Below are 22727 nucleotides of genomic sequence, written 5' to 3' on the forward strand. Positions count from 1 at the left end.
GCACCGCGATCTCACTGCCCCATGACGTACTTCACGGTGGGGCCCGCGGTCCAGCCGCCGTCGACGGCGAGCTCGGCGCCGGTCACGTACGAGGCGGCGTCCGAGAGCAGGAAGATCATGGCGCCCGCGATCTCGTGCGGCTCGCCGACCCGGCCCATCGGGGTGTTGGGGTACTTGCCCTCGCCCTTCTCGATGCCCACCTGCGCGGTCATGGGGGTGTACGTCATGCCCGGGTGGACGGAGTTGACGCGGATGCGGGCGGTCCCGAGTTCCACGGCGCCGATCTTGGTGAGCCCGCGGACGCCCCACTTGGACGCGCCGTACCCGGCGGTGAGCGCGAGGCCCATGAGCCCGGCCGCGGAGGAGATGTTGACGATGGACCCGCCGCCCGCCTCCTTCATGGCCGGGACGACGCTCTTCATGCCGATGAAGACGCCGGTGAGGTTGATGTCGAGCACCTTGCGGAAGTGCTCGACCGACTCCGACTCCAGGAACTGGCCCGTGGATATGCCGGCGTTGTTGACCAGGCCGTGCACCCCGCCGAACTCGGTGACCGCGAGCTCCACGACGCGCTGCCAGTCCTCCTCCGACGTCACGTCGTGGTGCGCGAAACGGGCGCGCTCGCCGAGCTCGGCGGCGGTGACCTCGCCCTCCTTGTCGAGGACGTCGGTCAGGACGACGTTCGCACCGGCGGCCACCGCCTGGCGGGCGGCCTCGGCGCCCAGGCCGCGGGCGGCGCCGGTGATGATGACGGTCCTGCCGGTGAGGTCGTGCGCTTGGCTCATGGTTCTCTCCGTGCGGCTGGGGCCCGCAGCAGGGCCGTGGTGGTCTCTACGAGGTCGGCGAGGAACAGCTCCTCGCCGGTCAGGGGGGCGGTCCCGGCCAGGTACTGACCGGCGCGGTCGGCCATGGCGGCGCCGACGAGGGTGAGGGCCAGGTCCAGGCGTTCGAGCCGGAGCGGCTCGGGCAGGTCGGTGAGGCAGCCCTCCACGCGGCCGATCAGCTCCCAGTAGACGGTGCCGTCCAGGGTGGGGTGCGGGGTGCGCGTGCGCACGCCGCTCTCGTGGCTGAGCTGGGTGGAGATGCGCAGACAGCGGCGGCCCCGCTCGGTGCGCAGCTCGCTGGCCTCGGCGGCCACGAGCGCGCGCAGGAGCCGGCGGAGCTGGTCGGGGGCCGGTGCCCGCTCGTCCAGTTCGGCCGTGAGCACCTGTTCCGTACGCCTCTGGCGCTCGGCCATGACGGCGTCCAGGAGGCCCGCGCGGCTGCCGAAGTGGTACTGCACGGCGGAGGGATTGCTCTGCCCGGCGAGCCGGACGATGTCGCGCAGTTGCGCGCCGTGCACGCCCTGCGCGGCGAAGACCTCCTCGCCCGCGCGGATCAGCTTCTCGCGGGTCTCGGGTCCTGATGTCCTGGCCATGACGCCATTGTAATGCTGGCCATTATTAAAAGCGAGGCGCTGTTCACCGGGCCAGACGGTTGACGCCGACCCCGCGGTTACTCAGGATCTGACTCACCAGTAAGCCCCTGCTTAGGAGGAACCCCCCGATGGCCTACGACGCAGACGTCATCGTGATCGGCGCGGGCCTCGCCGGGCTCGCGGCCACCGCGGAACTCGTCGACGCGGGCCGCCGGGTCATCCTCCTCGACCAGGAGCCCGAGCAGTCGCTCGGCGGCCAGGCGCACTGGTCCTTCGGAGGGCTCTTCTTCGTCGACTCCCCGGAGCAGCGCCGGCTGCGGATCAAGGACTCGCACGCCCTGGCCCTCCAGGACTGGATGGGCACGGCCGCCTTCGACCGCCCCGAGGACCACTGGCCACGCAAATGGGCCGAGGCGTACGTCGACTTCGCGGCCGGCGAGAAGCGCTCCTGGCTGCACGAGCAGGGCGTGCGGTTCTTCCCCGTGGTCGGCTGGGCCGAGCGCGGCGGCTACGACGCACAGGGGCACGGCAACTCCGTGCCCCGCTTCCACATCACCTGGGGTACGGGCCCGGGTCTCGTCGCCCCCTTCGAGCGCCGCGTCCGCGAAGGCGTCGCCCGCGGCCTCGTCCAGCTCAAGTTCCGCCACCGCGTCTCCGGGCTCTCCCGCAGCGCGGGCAGCGTCGACACCGTCACCGGCGAGGTCCTCGAACCCTCCGACGCCGAGCGCGGCAGGCCCAGCAGCCGTGAGGTCACCGGGTCCTTCGAGCTCCGGGCCCAGGCGGTGATCGTCACCTCCGGCGGCATCGGCGGCAACCACGACCTCGTGCGCGCCAACTGGCCCGAAAGGCTCGGCACTCCGCCGCAGCGGATGGTCTCCGGGGTGCCCGCGCACGTCGACGGGCGGATGCTCGGCATCACCGAGGGGGCGGGCGCGCGCCTGATCAACCGCGACCGCATGTGGCACTACACCGAGGGCATCCAGAACTGGAACCCCATCTGGGACAACCACGGCATCCGCATCCTGCCGGGCCCCTCCTCGCTCTGGCTGGACGCGCGCGGCGACCGGCTGCCCGTCCCGCTGTTCCCCGGCTTCGACACCCTCGGCACGCTGGAACACATCATGAAATCCGGGTACGAATACACCTGGTTCGTGCTCAACCAGCGCATCATCGGCAAGGAGTTCACGCTCAGCGGCTCCGAGCAGAACCCCGACCTCACCGGCAAGTCCGTGCGCGGCGTCATCGACCGGGCGCGCGCCGACGTGGCCGCCCCCGTGAAGGCGTTCATGGACAACGGCGCCGACTTCGTCGTGGAGAAGGACCTCTCCTCCCTCGTGCGCGGCATGAACGCGCTCACCAAGGAGCCCCTCATCGACGAGGCCGCGCTGCGCCGCACGATCACCGCGCGCGACCGCGAGATCGCCAACCCCTTCACCAAGGACCTCCAGGTCACCGCCATCCACGGCGCCCGCAAGTTCCTCGGCGACCGGCTCATCAGGGCCGCCGCCCCGCACCGCATCCTCGACCCCAAGGCGGGCCCGCTGGTCGCGGTGCGGCTCAACATCCTCACCCGCAAGACCCTCGGCGGCCTGGAGACCGACCTGTCCTCGCGCGTCCTGACCGAGGGCGGTCAGCCGCTTCCCGGTGTGTACGCGGCAGGCGAGGCCGCCGGGTTCGGCGGCGGGGGAGTGCACGGCTACCGCTCGCTCGAAGGCACCTTCCTCGGCGGCTGCCTCTTCTCGGGGCGCGCGGCCGGCCGGGCGGCCGCCAAGTCGGTGGAGTGACGGGGTCGTTCGTCGCATCGCTGCGTGATCGTCGCCGCTTGTCCGAATCGTGTCCTTGCGGGCAACTCCGCAGGTGGGGGATGAAGTCTGCGGATTCTGAAACGAGTTGGTGAAGGCACTCAGGGTAGTCACACCTTGACTGGAGGGCTGCCTACCGCTTTGCTGTGCGTGATCATCCGCACGCGAGCCGCGCCGGGGAGGAAGTCCCGCGGTGTCACCACCCCCACCCCCCTTGGGCCGTTACCGCAAGCGAGCGGCCTACGCCTTCGACCCCGCACTCGACGACGCCGAACTCGCGGGCGCCCGCGCCGCGCTGGCCCAGGGCCGCTGGACCGAGGTCCGCGCGCTGCTCGCCGACACCGGCGACGACTGGGACCGCAGGGGCCACCGCTTCGACGTCCTCGCTCAGGAGCACACCACCACCGCCTGGGCCCGTGACTGGCGGCTCGCCGAGCCGGAGAGCACCGACGCCGTCGTGCTCCTCGCCTATGCCTCCGTGCACCTCGCGCTGCGCGGCAAGGGGCGCTCGGAGAAGGCCCGCGAGGCCTGCCGCGAAGTGGCCGCGCTGCTGCCCGCCGACCCCACGCCGTGGCTCGCGCTGCTCACCCTGGAGCGCTCCCTGGGCCGCGAGGAGGACGTCGTCCGGCTCTTCGACGAGGTCCGTCACCGGCACCCCGAGCACCACCACGCCCACCACCTGATGGTGGCCAGGCTCGCCGAGCGGCGCCCCGCCGCGGGCCAGGACCCGCTGCACGAGGTGTACGACTTCGCCGCCTGGGCGGCCGAACAGGCGCCCGAGGACTCGCCGTTGGCGGTGCTTCCCGTCATCGCGCACGCCGAGCGCTACCGCGTCCTGGCCACCGCGGGCAGCGAGCCCGTGAACCCGGCCGCCTCCGAGCACTGGACGGGCCGCAGGGCGCGCCAGGTCATGAAGGCCGCCTTCGACTGGTGGCTGGAGTGGGAGATGCCCGGGACCAGGGCCCACCCGCGCTGCCGCGTCGACCTCAACTTCCTCGCCCACGCCAAGTTCTGCGAGGGCCGGGCGGCCGAGTCGGCCGCCCTCTTCCACCGCATCGGGCGGCACGCGACCCGAGAACCCTGGTCGTACCCGGACCGGGACCCGTACAAGGCGTTCACCGCCGCGCGCAACGCCGCGCTCGGCTCCGCCTGACCCACCGCACCAACCGGCCCACTCGAAAGGACAACCGCGCCATGGCGACGGGCAGTTCGAGCAGCACGAGCGACACGAGACCCGCGAGCAGGGCCGCCAAGGGCGCCACCGACGGCAGCGGGATCAGCACGTACAAGGGCCAGGAGACGGCGCTGCGCGCGGGCCGCCTCGGCACGGCGGGCCTCTTGCTCTCCGTGCTCGCGGCGACCGGGCCGCTCATGGTCGTCGCGGGCGTCATGCCCACCACGTACGGCGTGATGGGCGTCGTCGGCCAGCCGCTGCTCTTCCTCATCCTCGGCGTGGTCCTCGGCCTGTTCAGCTTCGGGTACGCCGAGATGAGCCGGCACGTCCACAACGCGGGCGCCTTCTACGCGTACATATCGAGGGGCCTGGGCGGCACCGCGGGCGCGGGCGCATCGCTGGTCGCGCTCGTCGCCTACAGCGCCCTTCAGGCGGGCCTCTACGGCCTGCTCGGCTTCGAGGTCTCCGGGCTGCTCAACACCTACTTCGACGTCGAAGTCGCCTGGTGGATACCGGCACTTGTCACCGTCGCCGTCGTCGCCGTGCTCGCCTGGCTGAAGATCGACCTGAACGCGCGCGTGCTCGGCGTGCTGCTGCTGATCGAGGTGGCGCTCGTCGTCATCTTCGACATCGCGGCCATCGCGGACCCGGCCAAGGAAGGCCTGTCCCTGCACGCGTTCAACCCCGACACCCTCACCGGCGCGGGCGTCGCCACCTCGCTCTGCTTCTGCATCGCCGCCTTCACCGGCTTCGAGCAGGCTCCCGTGTACGCCGAGGAGACCAGCCGTCCGCAGGTCGTCGTCGCCCGCGTGATGTTCTTCGCCGTCGGCTTCGTCGCGATCTTCTTCGCGATCAGCTCCTGGGCGCTCACCGTCGCGGCCGGCCCCTCCGGCATCGTCCCCGCCGCACAAGAACAGAGCGCCGGCCTGCTCTTCGGGCTCACCGAGTCCCGGCTCGGCGGCACCTTCACCGACGTACTCCATGTCCTGTTCGTGACGGGCATGTTCGCGGCGATCCTCTCCTTCCACAACGTGGTCGCGCGGTACGCCTTCGCCATGGGCCGCGAGGGTCTGCTGCCCGCCGCGTTCGGCAGGACCAACACCTCCACCGGCGCCCCCGGCACCGGCTCGCTGCTCCAGACGGTCGTCTCCGTCGTCGTCGTGGTGGGCTTCGCGGTGGCCGACGACGGCGCCTTCGGCGACCCGACCGCGCCGGTCCTGCACCTGTTCACCTGGGGCGGCAACATCGGCGCCCTGGGCGTCATCCTCCTGATGGCCACCGCGTCCGTCGCGGTCATCGTCTTCTTCGTACGCCGAGGGGCCGCGCGCGCCCAGGCCTGGCGCATCACCGCGTCCGCCCTCGCCGCGGTCGGCCTGCTCGTCATCGCGGGCTACACCGTCAAGGACTTCGACGTCCTGGTCGGCGCGGGCCCCGACTCGGCGCTCAGCTGGGTGCTGCCCGGCATCATCCTGCTGGCGGCCGTGATCGGCGTGGTCTACGGCGCGTTCCTGCGCTCGACCAGGCCGGAGGCGCACGCGCGGATCGGTCTCGGCAACGAGGCGTTCCAGCTGGAGAAGGCCGCAAAGACCCCGGGCGAGTAGCGGGCCCGCGAAAGGTGACGGCCGGGCTGGAGTATCCAGCCCGGCCGAAATCTTTCACCCCGTCCGGCGCTTCGGGTTTGGGGGAAGGAGCGGGGTCGGGGAAGAACCCCGCCCTGACCCCGCTAAATCACGAGCGACAGCAGAAGCACCAGCCCGCCCGCGACCACGGAGATGATCGTCTCCATGACCGACCAGGTCTTGATCGTCTGCCCCACGTCCAGCCCGAAGTACTCCTTCACCAGCCAGAACCCCGCATCGTTCACATGCGAGAAGAAGAGCGAACCGGCCCCGATGGCAAGCACCAGCAGCGCCGTGTGCGAGGTGGACATGTCCGCGGCCAGCGGCGCCACGAGCCCGGCGGCCGAGATGGTGGCCACCGTCGCCGACCCCGTGGCGAGACGGATCACCACGGCGATCAGCCACGCAAGGAGCAGCGCCGGAATCGACCAGTCCTTGGAGATGTCGAGGACCATCTGACCGACACCGGAGTCGATGAGGGTCTGCTTGAAGCCACCACCCGCACCGACGATCATCAGCACACCGGCGATCGGCGCGAGCGACTTCTCGACGGTGGTCGAGAGCCGGTCCTTGGTGAAGCCGGCCGCACGGCCCAGCGTGAACATGCCTACGATCACCGCGGCGAGCAGCGCGATCAGCGGTGAACCGATGACGTCGAAGACCCGCTGGACCGTGTGCTCGGGGTTGTCGACGATGATGTCGACCAGGGCCTTGGCCAGCATCATCACGACGGGCAGCAGCACGGTCGCGACCGTCACACCGAACCCGGGACGCTTTTCCAGGTCCTCCGAAGGACGCTGCGGCATCATCTTCTCGGGGGCGGGGACATCGACCCACTTCGCCGCGTACTTCGAGAAGACCGGCCCGGCGATGATCACCGTCGGGATGGCGACGAGGACGCCGAGGGCCAGCGTGACGCCCAGGTTCGCGTCCACCGCGTCGATCGCGACCAGCGGGCCGGGGTGCGGCGGAATGAGACCGTGCATCACGGACAGACCGGCCAGGGCCGGGATGCCGATCCGCATCAGCGAGTAGTTGCCGCGCTTGGCGACCATCAGGACGACCGGGATCAGCAGCACGATGCCGACCTCGAAGAAGAGCGGAAGCCCGATCACCGAGGCGATCAGGACCATCGCCCACGGCATGGAACGCCCGCCCGCCTTGGCGAGGATCGTGTCGACGATCTGGTCCGCGCCGCCGGAGTCGGCGAGCAGCTTGCCCAGGATCGCGCCGAGGGCGATCAGCACGCCCACGCCCGCGACCGTCGAGCCGAGACCCGCGGTGAAGCTGGTGATCGCCTTGTCGAGCGGGGCCCCGGCGAAGGCGCCGAGGGCGAGCGACCCGATGGTCAGGGCCAAGAAGGCGTGCAGCTTGAACTTCGTGATGAGCAGGACGATGACGGCGATGCCCGCGAGGACGGCGATACCCAGCTGGGCATGGCCAGCGGAGGTGATCGGCTCGACGGCGTCCGCTGCCAGCATCTCAACGCTGAGACTGGTCACGGTGGCTTCCTCGTGCGTCAGGGGAGGGGGGTGCGGGGGGACAGGGGTTCACGGGGAGACGGGGTTCGGGTGCACGACGGGGTTCGGGTGCACGGGGGACTACTGGTCGAGCGCTCCCAGAGCCTGGAAGGCGCGCTCGCTGATCTCTTCCGGACCGCCGGTGACGTCGACCGCCACGCCCGCCTCGTCCGCGCCGAGCGGCTGGAGCGTGGCGAACTGCGAGTCGAGCAGGGCCGTCGGCATGAAGTGGCCCTGCCGGTGGGACATCCGGTCCTCGATGAGGGCCCGGTCGCCGGTGAGGTGGACGAAGACGACGCCGGGAGCCGCGGCCCGCAGGCGGTCGCGGTAGCTGCGCTTCAGCGCGGAGCTGCTGACCACACCGCCGAGCCCGGCCCTGCCGTGGGCCCAGGCGCCGATGGCGTCGAGCCACGGCCAGCGGTCGTCGTCGGTCAGCGGGGTCCCGGCCGACATCTTGGCGATGTTCGCCGGGGGATGGAAGTCGTCGCCCTCGGCGTAGGGAACGCCGAGCTGTGCCGCGAGCAGGGGACCGATCGTCGTCTTGCCGGTTCCTGCCACGCCCATCACTACGACGACGTGGGGGGTGCTCATCGCTGTCCTGCCTTGCTGTCTTCATCGACATCGGTCGGTCACGAGCCACGGGCCGGGGGGAGACCCGTGGCTCGTTCACGTCACTGAAACCCATTAGGTCTGACGAATTCAAGAGTCTGTGACACAAAAGTCTGACTTTTTGTTCCCGAGGGTCCCCACATACCCTGACGTCATGACCGCACAGGCCCGTGGGCTGCACGCTCGCGTACTGGAAAGCCTCGGGCCCGCCATCACCGGCGGCGAGTACCCGCCGGGCAGTGTGCTGCGCACGGACGAGCTCTCCCAGCGCTTCGAGGTGTCCCGGTCCGTCGTACGGGAAGCGGTGCGGGTCCTGGAGTCGATGCACCTCGTCGAGTCCCGGCGCCGGGTCGGCGTGACCGTCCTGCCCACCGCGGAGTGGAACGTCTACGACCCGCAGGTCATCCGGTGGCGTCTGGCCGGCGCCGACCGGCCGCGCCAGCTGCGCTCCCTCACGGTCCTGCGCTCGGCGATCGAACCGGCCGCGGCGGGGCTCGCCGCCCAGCACGCCACGCCCGAGCAGTGCGCGGCCCTCACCGAGTGCGCACTGGGCATGGTCGCCACCTCGCGCGGACAGCAGCTGGAGGGCTACCTCTTCCACGACATCAACTTCCACCGCATCGTCCTGAACGCGTCGGGCAACGAGATGTTCGCCCGCCTCGGCGACGTCGTCGCGGAGGTCCTGGCGGGCCGTACCCACCACCAGGTCATGTTCGAGGACCCGGACCCGGCGGCCGTCACCCTGCACGTCCGGCTCGCGGAAGCGGTGCGCGAGGGCGACGCGGTGCGGGCCGAGGAGCTGACGCGCGAGATCGCGGTCGGGGCGCTGCACGAACTGGACATTCTCGCCCCGTAGCGGACCGCCCTTCCGGGACAGGGACAATGGTCCGCATGTCCCGACGCGCCGCCCGCCCCCAGACCACCGCCTGCCCCTGCGGCCACCCCGAGCCGTACGAGAGGTGCTGCGGCCGGCTGCACCGGGGCGAGGTCGCGGCCACCGTGCCCGAGGAGCTGATGCGCTCCCGCTACTGCGCCTTCGCCGTCAAGGACGAGGCGTACCTCCTGCGCACCTGGCACCCGCGCACCAGGCCGCCGGGCGTCGAGTTCGACCCGGGCCTGCGCTGGGTCGGCCTGGAGATCCTGGACATCGCGGACGGCACCGCGTTCCACACCACCGGCACCGTCGAGTTCCGGGCCCGCTACACCGACGGGGGCCGCAAGGAGTCCCTGCACGAGCGGAGCCGCTTCGAGCGGCTCGACGGGGTGTGGGTGTACGTCGACGGCGCGTTCATCGACTAGCCGCCGACGTCCGCCCTCCCGTCCGCCGCCTCAGCGGATGTCCCCGTACTCGCTCATCACCCCCGGCGGAGCCAGCGCGTTCACGTAGTGCCCTGGGCCGTGGTCCTCGAAGGAGTACGTGAACGGGACGCTGCGGGTCAGCGCGAGCCGGGCCGCGAAGAACGCCAGGGGCGCCACCACCGCAAGTCCCGCCAGGCTGTCCATCTGCGGGTAGCGCGGCGCCGGATCACGCACCTCGACCCAGCCGGACTGCCTGCCGGGCCCCCGCGCCAGATCGGCCAGGGCCCGCCCCACCGCCTTCGCCCGGCGCCCCGCCGTCGCGGGCAGCCGGCCCCCGAGCAGATCGCCCGGCAGGGACAGCGTCTCGATCAGCGCCTCGGCCGCGAGCGTGAGGGCGCCGTCGACCGTGCCCCGCCGATGCCGGTAGTGGAACTCGCGGCCGAAGGGCGCGTAGGGCCCGACCGGGCGCGGCGGCAGCGAGGGCACGACATCGCGGTCGTAGATGTAGCGGATGAGCCGGTCGCGCAGCACGTGGACGCCCCGCGGATCGCTGGCCTGATGGCAGGCACGGGCCAGATCCGGGCCGCCGAGCATGGGCTGGCCGAAGGTGTAGACGGCCTTCAGGCGTTCCGCGACGGCGGCGTACCGCGGCTCGTGGGCCAGCACGACGCCCATCAGCGCCGCCATCGCACCGCCCAGGCTGTGCCCGGTGATGTAGAGCGCCTCCATGCCGTCGCCCACCGTGCCCTGTTCGTCGGGGTCGACCGACTCGCCGCGCAGCGCCCGCTCCAGGGCCTGCATGACCAGATACCGGGAGGCCCGCATGTTGCGGTAGAAGCCCGCGTGCACGTCGTACCGCTCGCCGCCCAGGTCCACATGGAGCATCTCGGGCCGTACGTCGGCGTCGGTGAGGATGCTGATGATGTCCTCGGGCTGGGTGCCGCGATAGCAGAGGATCACCACCCGCCGGTCCTTGTCCTGGAGCAGGTACGCCGCCGACGCGATGTACAGCGCCCCCACCCGCTGCTCGAAGACCCGGCAGCGGTTCTCCTCCAGGCCCAGCCGCGCCATGATCATGGCGAGCGTCGCCGGGTCGGGGTCCTCGGGGGTGCCCGCGTAGGCGTACGCCGCGCAGGTCGCCAGGGCGTGCGGGACCACGCCGTCCGGATCGGGCTGCGCCTTGTCCGCCAACAGCCGCTCCACCAGGTCGGGATAGACCGGGAAGCCCACCGCGGGGCCGGTTCCGGTGACGTCCTTGTACGGGCGCAGATCGGCGAAGGGCGGCGCCGTGGCGTGCTGGTCCCGCATGGCTTCCCCCGGAACGGGCGGTGACGGCAAGGGAGTTGTGAGCACACCACCGGCCCGATCCGCAGTCAACTCGCGCGCGCCGGGCCCCCGTCCACCCGTAACGGACCGGCCATCGGCGAGCTCGGCTCCTGTGGCTGCTGTGGGAGAAGACCCCAGAGAGACATCCGGACGATCACCCGCGCCGCGCCGCACGGCCGCCCCAGGGCGCCCGACGGGCCCAAATGCCGCCGCCCGCCTGCCTGTTCGACGCCCACGCGGCGCCCCGCACATAGGCGGGAACACGCGCTGCGGCCGTCCGGTGCCGCCAGTAGCGTCCTAGCCCCCGTCCCGTACGCCTGCGTGCGAAGGAAATGCCTGATGGCCGACACCGGAGAGTACGAGCAGACCTACGAGCGCTACGTGGGCGGCAGCCCCGAGGCGGAGCACCGCCTCTTCGAGCGCCTGGCCCGCGAACTGATGAAGGTCCAGGCGAAGAACCGGCGTACAAGTAATGCCGGTTCCCTCGCGCGCACCCAGCACGCGAAGTCCGCGCTCGGCGTGGAGAACGCCCGCCTCACCTTCCACGACGACATCCCCGACGCCCTGCGCAGCGGATTCGTCAAACCCGGCGCCGAGTATCCGGCGACCGTGCGGCTCTCCAACGCCAGCGGCACCCGGCAGCCCGACGCCGTGGCCGACCTGCGCGGCGTGGCCGTGCGCGTGCGGGTGTCGGACGAGGAGAGCCACGACCTGCTCGCCACCAACTTCCCGGTGTCGCACGCCCGCGACGCCCGCGAGTTCGTCGCCTTCGCCAAGGCCATGGCGGGCGCCAACAGCACGCTGCAGAAGGCCTTCGGCCTGTTCGTGAAGCTCCCGCTGGCCGTCGGCCTGTCCACCGCGACCCGCATGCGGCGCAACATCCAGGCCGCCACCCGGCACAAGGTCGACAGCCTCGCCAAGGAGACGTACTGGAGCCGCGGCGCCATCCTCTGGGGCGACGCGGGACCGGTCCGCTACCTCCTGCGGCCCGTCGTGGGCAGCGCCCCCGAGCCCAAGCCCGAGCGCCGCGACCCCGGCTTCCTGCACCGCGAACTGGCCCACCGCCTCGTCACCTCGGACGTCGCCTTCGACCTGTGCGTCCAGCGGTACGTGGACGAGAAGCGCACCCCCATCGAGGACGGCTCGGTGGAGTGGAAGGACGCCGTCACGCCCGCGGAGCCCATCGGCCGCCTCACCGTGCCGCGCCAGGACCTGGCCACCGCCGAGGCGCAGGCGGCGGCGGGGCGGGTCGAGGAGCTCGCCTTCAACCCCTGGTACACCACCGACGCGTTCCGCCCCCTCGGCAACCTCAACCGCGCCCGCAAGGCCGCGTACGAGGCGAGCGCCGCCCACCGCAAGGGCCTGCGCTTCAGCACCGAGGAGCCGCTGCGCAACACGGTGCTGGGCATCCCCGTCGGACGGTTCTTCGCCGCGCTGAACCGCTATGTGCCGTGGCACAGGCTGCCGTTGGAGGCGAGCCTGCTGAACCTGGTCTTCCTGCGCAAGGCGCTGCGGCGCCTCAACCTCATCGACACCGACATCCCCGAGGCGCCGCCGAAGGCCGTGCCCGTGCCGACGCCGGCCGACGAGCGGCTGCGCACCGCCCGGTCGTACGACGGGACGTACAACGACCTCTCCGCGCCCTCCATGGGGGCCGTGGGCGCGGCCTTCGGACGCAACCTGAAACCGGACTACCGGCCCGACCTCTTCGACACCCCGAACCCGGTCACCGTCAGCCGCGAACTTCTCCAGCGCGACACCTTCGTGCCGGCGACCACGCTCAACATCCTGGCCGCCGCCTGGATCCAGTTCCAGGTCCACGACTGGGTCAACCACCGCCGCTACCCCGTCGGCGGCAAGGCCGTCGAGGTGCCGCTGCCGCCCGGCAGCACCTGGCACAACACGCCCGGCGGGCCGCCCGAGAACGTGATGCGCTTCGCCGAGAACGAGGGCATCGAGCTGCCTGGAAACAAGCCCCCGATCCTCTTCGCCAACACCGCGTCCCACTGGTGGGACGGCTCCGAGGTGTACGGCGCTGACGAGCAGACCGCCAGGTTCCTGCGCGAGGCCGACGGCAGCGCCGACCTCCGCCTGGAGGACGGCCATCTGCCCTCCGGCCAGAACGGCATCCCGCTCACCGGCTTCAACGAGAGCTGGTGGCTCGGCCTCAGCGCGATGCACACGCTCTTCGCCCGCGAGCACAACGCGGTCTGCGCGGCGCTGCGCCACGAGTACCCCGCGATGAGCGAGGACAGCATCTACCACACGGCACGCCTGGTCGTCTCCGCCCTCATCGCCAAGATCCACACGGTGGAGTGGACCCCGGCGATCCTCGCCACCGAGGCGATCGACCTCGGCCTGCACACCAACTGGGAAGGCCCGCCGAACAACTGGCTGAACAAGCTCGGCCTGTGGCTCCTGGAGTCCCACTCGCTGACCGGCATCCCCAAGACGCTGCCGGACCACCACGCGGCGCCGTACTCCCTCACCGAGGACTTCGTCACCGTCTACCGGATGCACCCGCTGATCCCCGACGACTACGAGATGCGCGAACACCACTTCGGGCAGCGCCTGGAGAGCCTCACCTTCCAGGACATCCAGGGCGGCGCAGCGGAGGCCGCCATCCGCAAGACGGGCCTGGCCGACACCCTCTACTCGTTCGGCATCGCCCACCCCGGCGCGATCACCCTGAACAACTTCCCGCGCGCGCTGCAGCGCTTCGAGCGCGACGGCGAGATCATCGACCTGTCGGTCGTCGACCTGGTCCGCACCCGCAGGCGGGGCGTGCCGCGCTACAACGACTTCCGCGCGGGCCTGCACAAGCCGCGCATCACCCGCTTCGAGGACCTGAGCCAGGACCCCGAGACCGTCGCGCGCCTCAAGGACGTCTACAGCTCGGTCGACGAGATCGACACCGTGGTCGGCCTGTTCGCCGAGAACCCGCCGACCGGCTTCGGCTTCAGCGACACCGCCTTCCGCATCTTCATCCTGATGGCCACGCGGCGCCTGCAGAGCGACCGCTTCCTGACCGTCGACTACCGCCCCGAGATCTACACGCCCCTGGGCATCGACTGGGTCGACAGGGGCGGCATGAAATCCGTCATCCAGCGGCACGCCCCGGACCTCGCGGGGCTGCTGCCGCGCGACGCGAGCGCGTTCGCGCCGTGGCGGCAGGTGCAGCAGATGCGGGGCGGAGGCAGCGATGCCTCCCGGTGAGGGCGGACCCGACAGCCGGGCGGACGGACACCACCCCGGACTCGCCGACCTCTTCGTACGTCCCCTTCTGGAGACGGTCTGGCGCCGCCGCACCCACCGGGTGAGCCGCGGCGCCACCGTCCCGGCGGGCTCGATGAGTTACGTCTCCAAGGACGACCCGCAGCCGCTGACGGAGCTGGAGGAGGCGGTCCTGATCTCCCTGACGGGCTGCACCGGGCTCACGATGCCCGACCGCCCCTTCGAGGACCCGCGGGACGGCAAGCCGATCATGGCGAAGCCGAACCTGACCATGGCGGGACGCACGGCGGGCAGCCCCGACAACGCGCAGGGCACGCACTTCTTCCTGATCAACGACACCGGCACCTACTACCTGAGGAAGCTGCCCCCGGCGCCGGAGGAGCCCTTCGACGACGTGACCCTGACCGCCCGCGCGCGGGAGGCCAAGGTCAAGGTCCTCGACCACCGCCTGGACGTGGCGGAGGGCCTGCGGGACTTCCCGGCCTACCTGGACTCGAACCGCTTCCTGTCCAACCTGCCGGGCACGACGGTCCTCTTCCCGGTGGTCGACCTGTCCCACCAGTACATCAACGCCCTGATGTACCTGCTCACCCAGCCGGACGGGGCGCGGCCCACCCTGGTGGACGACCGGAACTTCTACCGTCCCGCGGGCGTGAAGAAGTGGATCAAGAACGGCTTCCTGAACGAGCAGATCAAGCTGCCGCTCGGGGCGTTGGGACCGCTGCGCACCCAGATCGAGGCGGACCTGCTGCTCCAGAACCTGATGCTGGTGGCGGAGGCGATGGGCCTGGGCGGCTGGATCCACGCGTCCATCAACCCGCAGATCGCCCTGGGCGACCCGAAGTTCTCCCGCACCTACGGCAGGATGCTGGGCTTCACCTTCGTCACCCCGCGCTGGCGCCCGGCCGACCTGTGGCGCTGGCACATCCCGCTCCCCAAGTACGCCAACGTCCGCTCGCAGCCGGTGGGCCTGAAGGCACCGGACGGCGAGCAGCTGATCTCCGCCGCGTGCCCGCCCGCGTTCGCTTCGATGTCCGACGCGGTGGACGCGGTGATCCGGGAGAAGTTCGGCCCCGGGGGCGTCTACGGCGACAAGGACGTCTTCACCCGCATCTACCGGGAGGACTACGGCCAGCGCTACCTCGCCGAGGCCAGTGAGTACGAGGAGCGGGTGATCGAGTGCGCCCGCGACATCTGCACCTACATCCTCCAGACGCACCGCCGCTTCCCCGCGCACACGGACGCGATCCACGTGCCCGGGATCTGGCTCCAGGCCCACCACGTGGAGAACGAGTACTACGACAAGTACTTCACCCAGGGTCTGACGCCGGCGCACCGCCGCCACGGAGGTCTGTGGGACGGCCAGGGGTAGCGGGGGCCCAACACCCTCAAGATTGATTTCCACCACGCTCCACCGGATAAGCTCCGCTGCAGCGCCGGGAGTTGACGCGATATCAGTCTGTCGCGCTCCCGGCGCCGTCGCGCTGTCGCACGGGGGATCACGCAGGTGATCGAGGGGGTGCCGCCGCCGTCATCGGCGGCATCGCCATGCGATGGGTGCGAACCCTTGACAGGGTTGTCCACTCTTCGATCGCGTTGGTTTGAGGAATCAGATGGAACTTGCCACTCCGCCGCCGGCGGCTGTCCGGGCACCCGCGGCCTGGCACAGCTGGTGGCTGCTGCCGATGGGCCTCGGCGGCGGCAGCGTCGCCGCCGTGGCCGCCGGCTCCGACCCGGCCCGAATACCCACCGCGGTCGCGGGCCTCGCGGCCACCGCGGCCGCCACCGCCTGCGTCCGCCTCCTGCTGCGCACTCGCCAGGAGCTGAGCCGCGCCGCGGAGGACGCACGCAGTGCGCAGCTGAACCACTCCCAGCAGTGGCAGCAGCACGTCGCGGCCCTCGAACGGCGGTACGAGGGCGAACGCGCCGCCTACGAAGCCCACCAGGTCGACGAGGCCGGTGTGTGGCAGTGGCGTCTCGAGAGGCAGCAGGCCCTGGTGGCCCGCCTGGCGGACGAGTTCCTGCCCGCCGCCTTCGAGGGCCTGCGCGGCGGCGAGGCCATCGACGACCTCCTGCCGCTCGCACTCGACCAAGAGACCGAGATATCACCGGAGTTCAGGCTCGAACTGCGCAAGGTCCTGCGGACCGGCCTGATCGCCGTCGAGGAGGAGTTCAACCGCAGCGCCTCCGCCGAGCAGGCCGTGATCAGCATCGGCAGCCGGATCCACGTACTCACCGGAAAGATCCGCGGGCGGCTGCACGAGATGCAGGGCGAGCACGGCAGGAACCCGGCCGTCGCCCAGGGCCTGATGGAGCTGGACCAGGCGATCGGCCCCGCCGACTGCCTGGCAGCGAGCATCGGGGTCCTCGGCGGCACGGACCGGCCGGGACGCCAGTGGCAGGAGCCGCAGCGCCTGCTCAGCGTCGTGCGCGGCGGCGTCGGCCGCATCAAGGACTTCGACCGGGTCCAACTGCGCCAGCTGCCCGAACTCGGCGTCGACGGCGGTCTGGTGGACCACCTCACGCTGATCTTCGCCCACCTCCTGGACAACGCGGCACGCTACTCGCCGCTCACCGAGCCGGTCGTCGTCTCCGGCAAGGAGGTGCCCAACGGCGTCGGCATCGAGATCCAGGACGCCGGCAAGGGCCTGACCGACGAGAAGAAGCAGCAGGCCATGCGGGCGCTCGACGGCGCCGAGGCGGGCACCGGCCTCGTCGGCCTCTCCGAGGACGCACACCTGGGCCTGCGCGTCGTCGGCACGCTCGCCCGCAAGTACGGCATCAAGGTCACCTTCGCCGACTCGCCCTGGCTGGGCACCTCGGTGGTCGTCGTCGTACCGCACAAGTACTTCAGCCAGCTTCCGGCCGACTCCGTGACGGCACCGGCGGTCAGAACTCCCTCCCGGGCCGAGGCGCCCGCCGGGCGGGCCGCCCAGCGGGTACCGGCACGCACCGCGGCGGCCGAGGCCGCCGCGGACACCACGCCCGGCGGTCTGCCCCGGCGCAGGAGGAAGCACGCCGATCCCCCGCTGAGGGCCGACGCCGAACAAGGGACCACGGCGGGCGCCCTGCCGCCCGTGCTGCCGCCGGACGCGTCCTTCACCGGCATGGCGGCCTTCGCAGCCGCCGGACGAGACACCGATGGGCCCCGCACCGACCGGCCCCTTACCGCCGAGCCCCGCACCGAAGAGAGCGACTAGCCACATGACGCAACACGAATCCGACGTGAGCTGGGCGCTCCGCGACCTGACCGAGAGCATCCAGGAGATCCGCTTCGCGCTGGTCGCGTCGAGCGACGGCAAGGCCATCGCGTCGTACGGAGCCGACGACCCGGACGACGTGGACCGCTTCGCCGCCGTGGTCGCGGGCCTGCAGGCGCTCGCCCAGCCGGTGGCGGGCCAGTTCCCCGCGTACGGCGGCCAGTTGCGCCTGGCGATGATCGAGGTCGACGGCGGGCACCTGTTCGTGGTGCGGGCCGGGGTCGAGACCTACCTCGGGGTCCTCGCCAGGGAAGGGCTCGACCAGGGGCTGCTCGGACACCAGATGAGGGACCTGTCCCGCAGTATGGGCGAACTCCTCGGCACCACTGCGCGGCGGGAGGAGCAGCCTGGATGAGCGGCCCCCACCGGTCCGGCCCCCCACGGCCCACGGACCCGTCCGGTCTTGAGCGCTACTACGTGCTCACCGGCGGTCGCAGTGGTCCCGGCGGGCCGGCCGCCGGCCTCGACGTGGCGACCCTCGTCGTCTCCCGCTCCACCGCGGCCCCGGCCCCCGGCACCCAGTACGAGCACGGGGAGATCCTGCGCCGGTGCCGAGACCCGCTGTCGGTGGCCGAGTTGAGCGCCCACCTCGGACTGCCGTTCAACATTCTCGCCGTGCTCGTGGCCGACCTGCTGGAAGCGGGCCAGGTCGACGCACGTGATCCCATCCCGGCTTCCACACCCGGTCAGGGAGCGGACATCGCGCTCCTGGAGGAGGTACTCAGTGGACTTCAAAGGCTTTGACCGTCCGGACCGGCCGGAGCGGGCCGGCTCACTGGCCGCCGGGAGCCGCTCGGTCAAGGTGATGATCGCCGGGGGCTTCGGCACCGGCAAGACCACCATGGTCCGCTCCGTGAGCGACATCAAACCGCTCACCACCGAGGAGACCCTCACCCAGGCAAGCGCCGACGTCGACCACCTCGCCGGGGTGGCCGAGAAGAACGAGACGACCGTCAGCCTCGACTTCGGGCGGATCGGCCTCAACGAACAGCTCGTGCTGTACCTGTTCGGCACGCCGGGCCAGGAGCGCTTCTGGTTCCTGTGGAACGGCCTGTTCAAGGGCGCCCTGGGGGCCGTCGTCCTGGTGGACACGCGACGCCTGGCGTCCAGCTTCCGGGCGATCGAGGAGATGGAGCGCCAGGGAGTGCCCTTCGTCATCGCCCTGAACGTCTTCCCGGACTCCCGGAGCCATCCCGTCGAGGAGATCCGGGACGCCCTGGACATCCCCGAGCACACACCGGTCGTCGCCTGCGACGCCAGGGACCGCGAGTCGAGCCGCGACGTGCTGATCGCCCTGGTCCGCCACCTCAAGGAACGCTCCACCGCCGCGCCCCTGGAGGCCGCCCGCTGACCGACCCCGTCCCGGACACCGGTCCGGCACGCGTATGGTCGCGGGCCCGTTCGGCGGTACGCGGGGCTGGCCCCGGAGCGATCGCGGGTACGTGATCAGCCATGCCCCCTGCATCCGGTACGCCGAACCACGGCGACCCCGCGCCGCACGGACCGTGGTTCCTGCGCCTGCACCGCCGCCTCCTGGGCTCGGCGGTCGCGCTCGCCTGGAACCGCGGGCGCGAGATGGAGCTGATGCACCGCGCCATGGGCTTCGCGGCGCTCGGCTTCCTCACCCTCGTGCCCCTCCTCGTCGTGGTCGCCGCGGCCGACCTCGGGAGGGGAGAGGGCTTCGCCCGGTGGCTGGTGCAGGGCCTCGGGGTCTCCTCCGAGGTGCCGGAGGAGGAGATCGAGCGGCTGTTCGGCGCGCCGGGGCGGGCGCTGCAACGGACCACGGCGCTGGGCCTCGCCGCGCTGGCCGCGTTCGGCGTGACCTTCGGATCCGCCGTACAGACCGGCTACGAACGCGTGTGGCGCTTGCCCCCCGCCCGCTGGCACACCATGTGGCGGCACGTCGTCTGGCTGGCCGTGCTGGTCTTCGGCCTGCTGCTCTTCGTCACCACGCTCTCGCCCGAGGAGTCGTCCGCCGCCGAGGCCGCCCTCGTCGCCGCGGGCGATGCCATCGGTGCGTTCTTCTTCTTCTGGTGGTCGCAGCGCCTGCTCCTCTGCGGCCGGGTCCGCTGGCGGGCCCTGGTCCCGGGGGCCGCGGCGACGGCCATCGGGCTGCTGGGGCTGCGGATCTTCTCGCAGTTCGTCTTCTCGCCGCTGATCGCGTCGAACGCGGTGACGTACGGCCCGTTCGGGACCGTGCTGATCCTGCAGTCCTGGCTGGTGGGGGTGGGATTCGTCGTCTACGGCGGCGCGCTGGTGGGGTGCCTGGCCCACGAGCGGCGGCTGCGGCGCAGACTGACGGCCGAGGGACCGGACTGACGACGGACCGGACTGCCGGACGACGGACCGGACCGCGGGCCGAGGACGCTTTGCGGGTGGCCGCCGACCCGGCAACGCAAAACGCCGGCCGGGAGCGATCCCGACCAGCGCATTGGTGGTCAATCCTTGGTGTCCGAGGGGGGACTTGAACCCCCACGCCCGATAAAGGGCACTAGCACCTCAAGCTAGCGCGTCTGCCATTCCGCCACCCGGACCAGGTGGTCTGTCGCGGTTTCCCGCGGCGACGTGGAAAACCATAGCAAACATTCGGAGGCCTCTGATCACACAGGCCGGCAGCGTGAACGGCACATGACGACGGGTGCCCGGCCTTGGGTGTCGAGGGGTGGGCGCGGGAGGATGAAGAGGACCACCAGCAGCGATAGCGGGAGGAACCATCGTGAGCGAGTCGAGCAGGGCCGACAGGGCGGGCGAGGCGGACCGGTCGCGGCCCGTCACCGGTGAGGACGAGGTCGTCGACCTCTGCCGCGACCTGATCCGCATGGACACCAGCAACTACGGCGATCACTCGGGCCCGGGGGAGCGCAAGGCCGCCGAGTACGTCGCGGAGAAGCTCGCCGAGGTGGGGCTCGAGCCGCAGATCTTCGAATCGCACCCCGGCCGGGCCTCCACGGTGGCCCGCATCGCGGGCGAGGACCGCTCCCGGCCCGCGCTGCTCATCCACGGGCACCTCGACGTCGTACCGGCGAACGCCCAGGACTGGACGCACCACCCCTTCTCCGGGGAGATCGCGGACGGCTGTGTGTGGGGCCGCGGCGCCGTCGACATGAAGGACATGGACGCGATGACCCTCGCGGTCGTCCGTGAGCGCATGCGCAGCGGCCGCAAGCCCCCGCGCGACATCGTGGTGTCCTTCATGGCCGACGAGGAGGCCGGCGGCACGTACGGCGCGCGCTTCCTCGTCGACAAGCACCCGGAGCTCTTCGAGGGCGTCACGGAGGCCATCAGCGAGGTCGGCGGCTTCTCCTTCCAGGTCAACGAGGACCTGCGGCTCTATCTCATCGAGACGGCCCAGAAGGGCATGCACTGGATGAAGCTGACCGTGGACGGCACGGCGGGCCACGGTTCGATGATCCACAAGGACAACGCGATCACCGAACTGTCCGAGGCCGTGGGCCGGTTGGGGCGGCACAAGTTCCCGGTGCGGGTGACCAAGACGCTGCGGCACTTCCTGGACGAACTCGGCGATGCCCTGGGCACCGAGCTCGACCCGGAGAACATGGACGCGACGCTCGCCAAGCTGGGCGGCATCGCCAAGCTGATCGGCGCCTCCCTGCAGAACACCGCCAACCCGACCCAGCTGGGCGCGGGCTACAAGGTCAACGTCATCCCGGGACAGGCGACGGCGCACGTCGACGGCCGCTTCCTGCCGGGGTACGAGCAGGAGTTCCTCGCCGACCTGGACCGGATTCTCGGCCCGAACGTCAAGCGCCAGGACGTGCACGCGGACAAGGCCCTGGAGACCACCTTCGACGGCGCGCTCGTCGACGCCATGCAGACGGCGCTCCAGGCCGAGGACCCGATCGCCCGCGCCGTTCCGTACATGCTCTCCGCGGGCACCGACGCCAAGTCCTTCGACGACCTCGGCATCCGCGGCTTCGGCTTCGCGCCGCTGAAGCTGCCGCCGGAGCTGGACTTCGCGGGCATGTTCCACGGCGTGGACGAGCGGGTGCCCGTGGACGGCCTCAAGTTCGGGGTGCGCGTGCTCGACCGGTTCATCGACGCGTCCTGAACGCCGGTCCACGCGCCCCTCATGGGGGCAGGAACGCGGCATATACGTGCTGAAACGAAACTCCAATAATCGTCAGCGCGTGCGTACTTGACTGAAAAGAGTGAAAGGAACCATACGCTCGTAGCCCCAATGGCCCCTCCTCGTTACAGGTGGTGCGGTCCGCGGCTGGGATCGCATTGCCAACAAGGAGGAATAATGATCAAGAAGATCGTCGCCGCTGCGGCTGCCACTGGTGGTCTCGTGCTCGCGGGTGCGGGTATCGCTGCTGCCGACGCCGGTGCTCAGGGTGCCGCCGTGAAGTCCCCCGGCGTGCTCTCGGGCAATGTCGTTCAGGCGCCCATCCACGTGCCGGTCAACGTCTGTGGCAACACGGTCTCCGTGATCGGGCTGCTGAACCCCGCCTTCGGCAACACCTGCGTCAACAAGTGACGTTGCTGTGCCTCACCCCATGAGGGTCTGAGTCCGTCGGCCCCGGAGTGCTTGCCTTGCACTCCGGGGCCTTCGGGCATTCCGCGTACGCACCTCAAGGAGCGTGCGCATTCCTGAAGGTCACAAGGCAGGGAAAACCTATGCGACAGGTCACTCGTAAAGGCCTGATCACGGTGGCGGCCGCGACGGGCGTGCTCGCCATCAGTGGCGGATACGCGCAAGCGGACTCGGGCGCCCGCGGGGGTGCATCGGATTCTCCGGGCGTGCTGTCCGGCAACTCGGTCCAGCTCCCGGTTCACGTGCCGTTGAACGTCTGCGGCAACAGCGTCAACGTCGTCGGGGTGCTCAACCCGGCGGCGGGCAACAACTGCGCCAACACCTCCGACGACGGCGGCGGCCACGGCCACGGAAAGCCCTCGGGCGGCGGGTCCTCGGCGGACGGTCACGCCAGTGACTCGCCCGGTGTGGGTTCGGGCAACGACGTCCAGCTGCCGGTCGACGTGCCGGTGAACGTCTGCGGCAACAGCGTCACCATCGGCGGTCTCGGCAACGCGACCACCGGCAACGAGTGCGCCAACGACTCGGGCGAGGCGACCCCGCCCGGAAGCGAGAAGCCGCCCACGAAGCCGGAGCAGCCGCCGGGCGGTCCGGAGAACCCCCAGACGCCGGAGAAGCCCGAGCAGCCGGGGAAGCCGGGGAAGCCGGGGGAGCCGGGCACTCCGGGCAAGCCCGGCACGCCGGGCGCGGAGCCGGAGGACCGGGCTGTGCCGAACCAGCCGGGGACGCAGATCATCGCGCAGCCGAAGGGCTCGGAGACGCTCGCGTCGACGGGCAGCGAGCTGCCGGTCGGCGTCGTGCTGCCGGTGGGCGCGGGCATTCTGCTCGCGGGAACGGTGCTGTACCGCAGGGCACGGTCGGCCGCCTGATCGGGGGCGCGCGCGTCGCCGCTTGATCCGGTACGCAGAATGG

The 22727-nt window shown here is 71.1% G+C and carries 20 protein-coding genes and 1 tRNA gene; 15 read left to right on the forward strand and 6 right to left on the reverse strand.

What is annotated here, in order from left to right:
* Positions 1–11: 11 nt before the first annotated feature.
* Both ACZ6ZP_RS29515 and ACZ6ZP_RS29520 read right to left on the reverse strand, forming a co-directional pair.
* The gene (locus tag ACZ6ZP_RS29515) at positions 12–785 is read right to left on the reverse strand and encodes a glucose 1-dehydrogenase (RefSeq protein ID WP_351165078.1); all 774 of its coding nucleotides are present in this window, start codon (positions 783–785) and stop codon (positions 12–14) included.
* Positions 782–1417 carry a TetR/AcrR family transcriptional regulator gene (locus ACZ6ZP_RS29520; protein WP_361463026.1) on the reverse strand — a complete coding sequence of 212 codons (636 nt, stop codon included), beginning with the start codon at positions 1415–1417 and terminating at the stop codon, positions 782–784. Before ACZ6ZP_RS29520 ends, ACZ6ZP_RS29515 begins: the two co-directional genes overlap by 4 nt.
* A 128-nt stretch (positions 1418–1545) precedes the next feature.
* On the opposite strand from ACZ6ZP_RS29520, the gene ACZ6ZP_RS29525 reads away from it, so the two are divergent.
* From ACZ6ZP_RS29525 to ACZ6ZP_RS29535, 3 genes are all read left to right on the forward strand, one after another.
* Positions 1546–3201 carry an FAD-binding dehydrogenase gene (locus tag ACZ6ZP_RS29525; RefSeq protein WP_361463029.1) on the forward strand — a complete coding sequence of 552 codons (1656 nt, stop codon included), beginning with the start codon at positions 1546–1548 and terminating at the stop codon, positions 3199–3201.
* 211 nt (positions 3202–3412) lie between these two features.
* Positions 3413–4372 (forward strand): hypothetical protein, encoded by a 960-nt coding sequence (locus tag ACZ6ZP_RS29530; RefSeq protein WP_469408992.1) that lies wholly within the window; start codon positions 3413–3415, stop codon positions 4370–4372.
* Positions 4373–4413: 41 nt separating this feature from the next.
* Entirely contained in the window at positions 4414–5994 is a 1581-nt protein-coding gene (locus tag ACZ6ZP_RS29535) for an APC family permease (protein ID WP_366462627.1), read from the forward strand.
* A 122-nt stretch (positions 5995–6116) separates the two neighbouring features.
* Here ACZ6ZP_RS29535 and ACZ6ZP_RS29540 read toward each other — a convergent pair whose 3' ends face one another.
* Positions 6117–7514, reverse strand: coding sequence for a GntT/GntP/DsdX family permease (locus ACZ6ZP_RS29540; protein WP_351165072.1), 1398 nt, complete (start codon positions 7512–7514; stop codon positions 6117–6119).
* A 99-nt stretch (positions 7515–7613) separates the two neighbouring features.
* Positions 7614–8123, reverse strand: a complete 510-nt coding sequence (locus tag ACZ6ZP_RS29545) for a gluconokinase (RefSeq protein WP_351165070.1) — start codon at positions 8121–8123, stop codon at positions 7614–7616.
* Between the two features lie 172 nt (positions 8124–8295).
* Here ACZ6ZP_RS29545 and ACZ6ZP_RS29550 point away from each other — a divergent pair, with 172 nt between their 5' ends.
* Together ACZ6ZP_RS29550 and ACZ6ZP_RS29555 are read left to right on the forward strand one after the other, a co-directional pair.
* The gene (locus ACZ6ZP_RS29550; protein ID WP_351165068.1) at positions 8296–8997 is read left to right on the forward strand and encodes a FadR/GntR family transcriptional regulator; all 702 of its coding nucleotides are present in this window, start codon (positions 8296–8298) and stop codon (positions 8995–8997) included.
* Between the two features lie 35 nt (positions 8998–9032).
* Complete coding sequence (locus tag ACZ6ZP_RS29555; RefSeq protein WP_469408994.1) at positions 9033–9440, forward strand: YchJ family protein; 408 nt, start codon at positions 9033–9035, stop codon at positions 9438–9440.
* A gap of 30 nt (positions 9441–9470) precedes the next feature.
* Here ACZ6ZP_RS29555 and ACZ6ZP_RS29560 read toward each other — a convergent pair whose 3' ends face one another.
* Positions 9471–10748, reverse strand: coding sequence for a lipase family protein (locus ACZ6ZP_RS29560; protein WP_361463036.1), 1278 nt, complete (start codon positions 10746–10748; stop codon positions 9471–9473).
* Between the two features lie 357 nt (positions 10749–11105).
* Between ACZ6ZP_RS29560 and ACZ6ZP_RS29565 the strand changes: the two genes are divergently transcribed.
* From ACZ6ZP_RS29565 to ACZ6ZP_RS29595, 7 genes are all read left to right on the forward strand, one after another.
* Positions 11106–13982 (forward strand): peroxidase family protein, encoded by a 2877-nt coding sequence (locus ACZ6ZP_RS29565; RefSeq protein WP_469408995.1) that lies wholly within the window; start codon positions 11106–11108, stop codon positions 13980–13982.
* Positions 13969–15372, forward strand: a complete 1404-nt coding sequence (locus tag ACZ6ZP_RS29570) for a hypothetical protein (protein WP_351165061.1) — start codon at positions 13969–13971, stop codon at positions 15370–15372. Before ACZ6ZP_RS29565 ends, ACZ6ZP_RS29570 begins: the two co-directional genes overlap by 14 nt.
* A 241-nt stretch (positions 15373–15613) precedes the next feature.
* Positions 15614–17200 (forward strand): ATP-binding protein, encoded by a 1587-nt coding sequence (locus ACZ6ZP_RS29575; protein ID WP_399980613.1) that lies wholly within the window; start codon positions 15614–15616, stop codon positions 17198–17200.
* A gap of 4 nt (positions 17201–17204) precedes the next feature.
* Positions 17205–17615 carry a roadblock/LC7 domain-containing protein gene (locus ACZ6ZP_RS29580; protein WP_469408999.1) on the forward strand — a complete coding sequence of 137 codons (411 nt, stop codon included), beginning with the start codon at positions 17205–17207 and terminating at the stop codon, positions 17613–17615.
* Positions 17612–18004: a DUF742 domain-containing protein gene (locus ACZ6ZP_RS29585; RefSeq protein WP_351165057.1), complete on the forward strand. Its 393-nt coding sequence runs from the start codon at positions 17612–17614 to the stop codon at positions 18002–18004. The genes ACZ6ZP_RS29580 and ACZ6ZP_RS29585 overlap by 4 nt, the downstream gene beginning before the upstream one ends.
* Complete coding sequence (locus ACZ6ZP_RS29590) at positions 17985–18611, forward strand: GTP-binding protein (protein WP_351165056.1); 627 nt, start codon at positions 17985–17987, stop codon at positions 18609–18611. Before ACZ6ZP_RS29585 ends, ACZ6ZP_RS29590 begins: the two co-directional genes overlap by 20 nt.
* 101 nt (positions 18612–18712) lie before the next feature.
* On the forward strand, positions 18713–19579 hold the full coding sequence (locus ACZ6ZP_RS29595) for a YhjD/YihY/BrkB family envelope integrity protein (protein ID WP_351165054.1): 867 nt from the start codon (positions 18713–18715) through the stop codon (positions 19577–19579).
* Positions 19580–19706: 127 nt separating this feature from the next.
* On the opposite strand, the gene ACZ6ZP_RS29600 is transcribed toward ACZ6ZP_RS29595, so the two are convergent.
* Positions 19707–19794, reverse strand: a tRNA-Leu gene (locus tag ACZ6ZP_RS29600).
* A gap of 182 nt (positions 19795–19976) precedes the next feature.
* Between ACZ6ZP_RS29600 and ACZ6ZP_RS29605 the strand changes: the two genes are divergently transcribed.
* From ACZ6ZP_RS29605 to ACZ6ZP_RS29615, 3 genes are all read left to right on the forward strand, one after another.
* On the forward strand, positions 19977–21329 hold the full coding sequence (locus ACZ6ZP_RS29605) for a M20/M25/M40 family metallo-hydrolase (RefSeq protein WP_351165053.1): 1353 nt from the start codon (positions 19977–19979) through the stop codon (positions 21327–21329).
* Between the two features lie 195 nt (positions 21330–21524).
* Positions 21525–21758, forward strand: coding sequence for a chaplin ChpH (chpH, locus tag ACZ6ZP_RS29610; protein ID WP_351165052.1), 234 nt, complete (start codon positions 21525–21527; stop codon positions 21756–21758).
* 140 nt (positions 21759–21898) lie between these two features.
* Positions 21899–22684 carry a chaplin gene (locus ACZ6ZP_RS29615; RefSeq protein WP_469409003.1) on the forward strand — a complete coding sequence of 262 codons (786 nt, stop codon included), beginning with the start codon at positions 21899–21901 and terminating at the stop codon, positions 22682–22684.
* The last annotated feature ends 43 nt before the right edge of the window (positions 22685–22727 follow it).

The organism is Streptomyces sp. NPDC054047 (assembly GCF_055585065.1).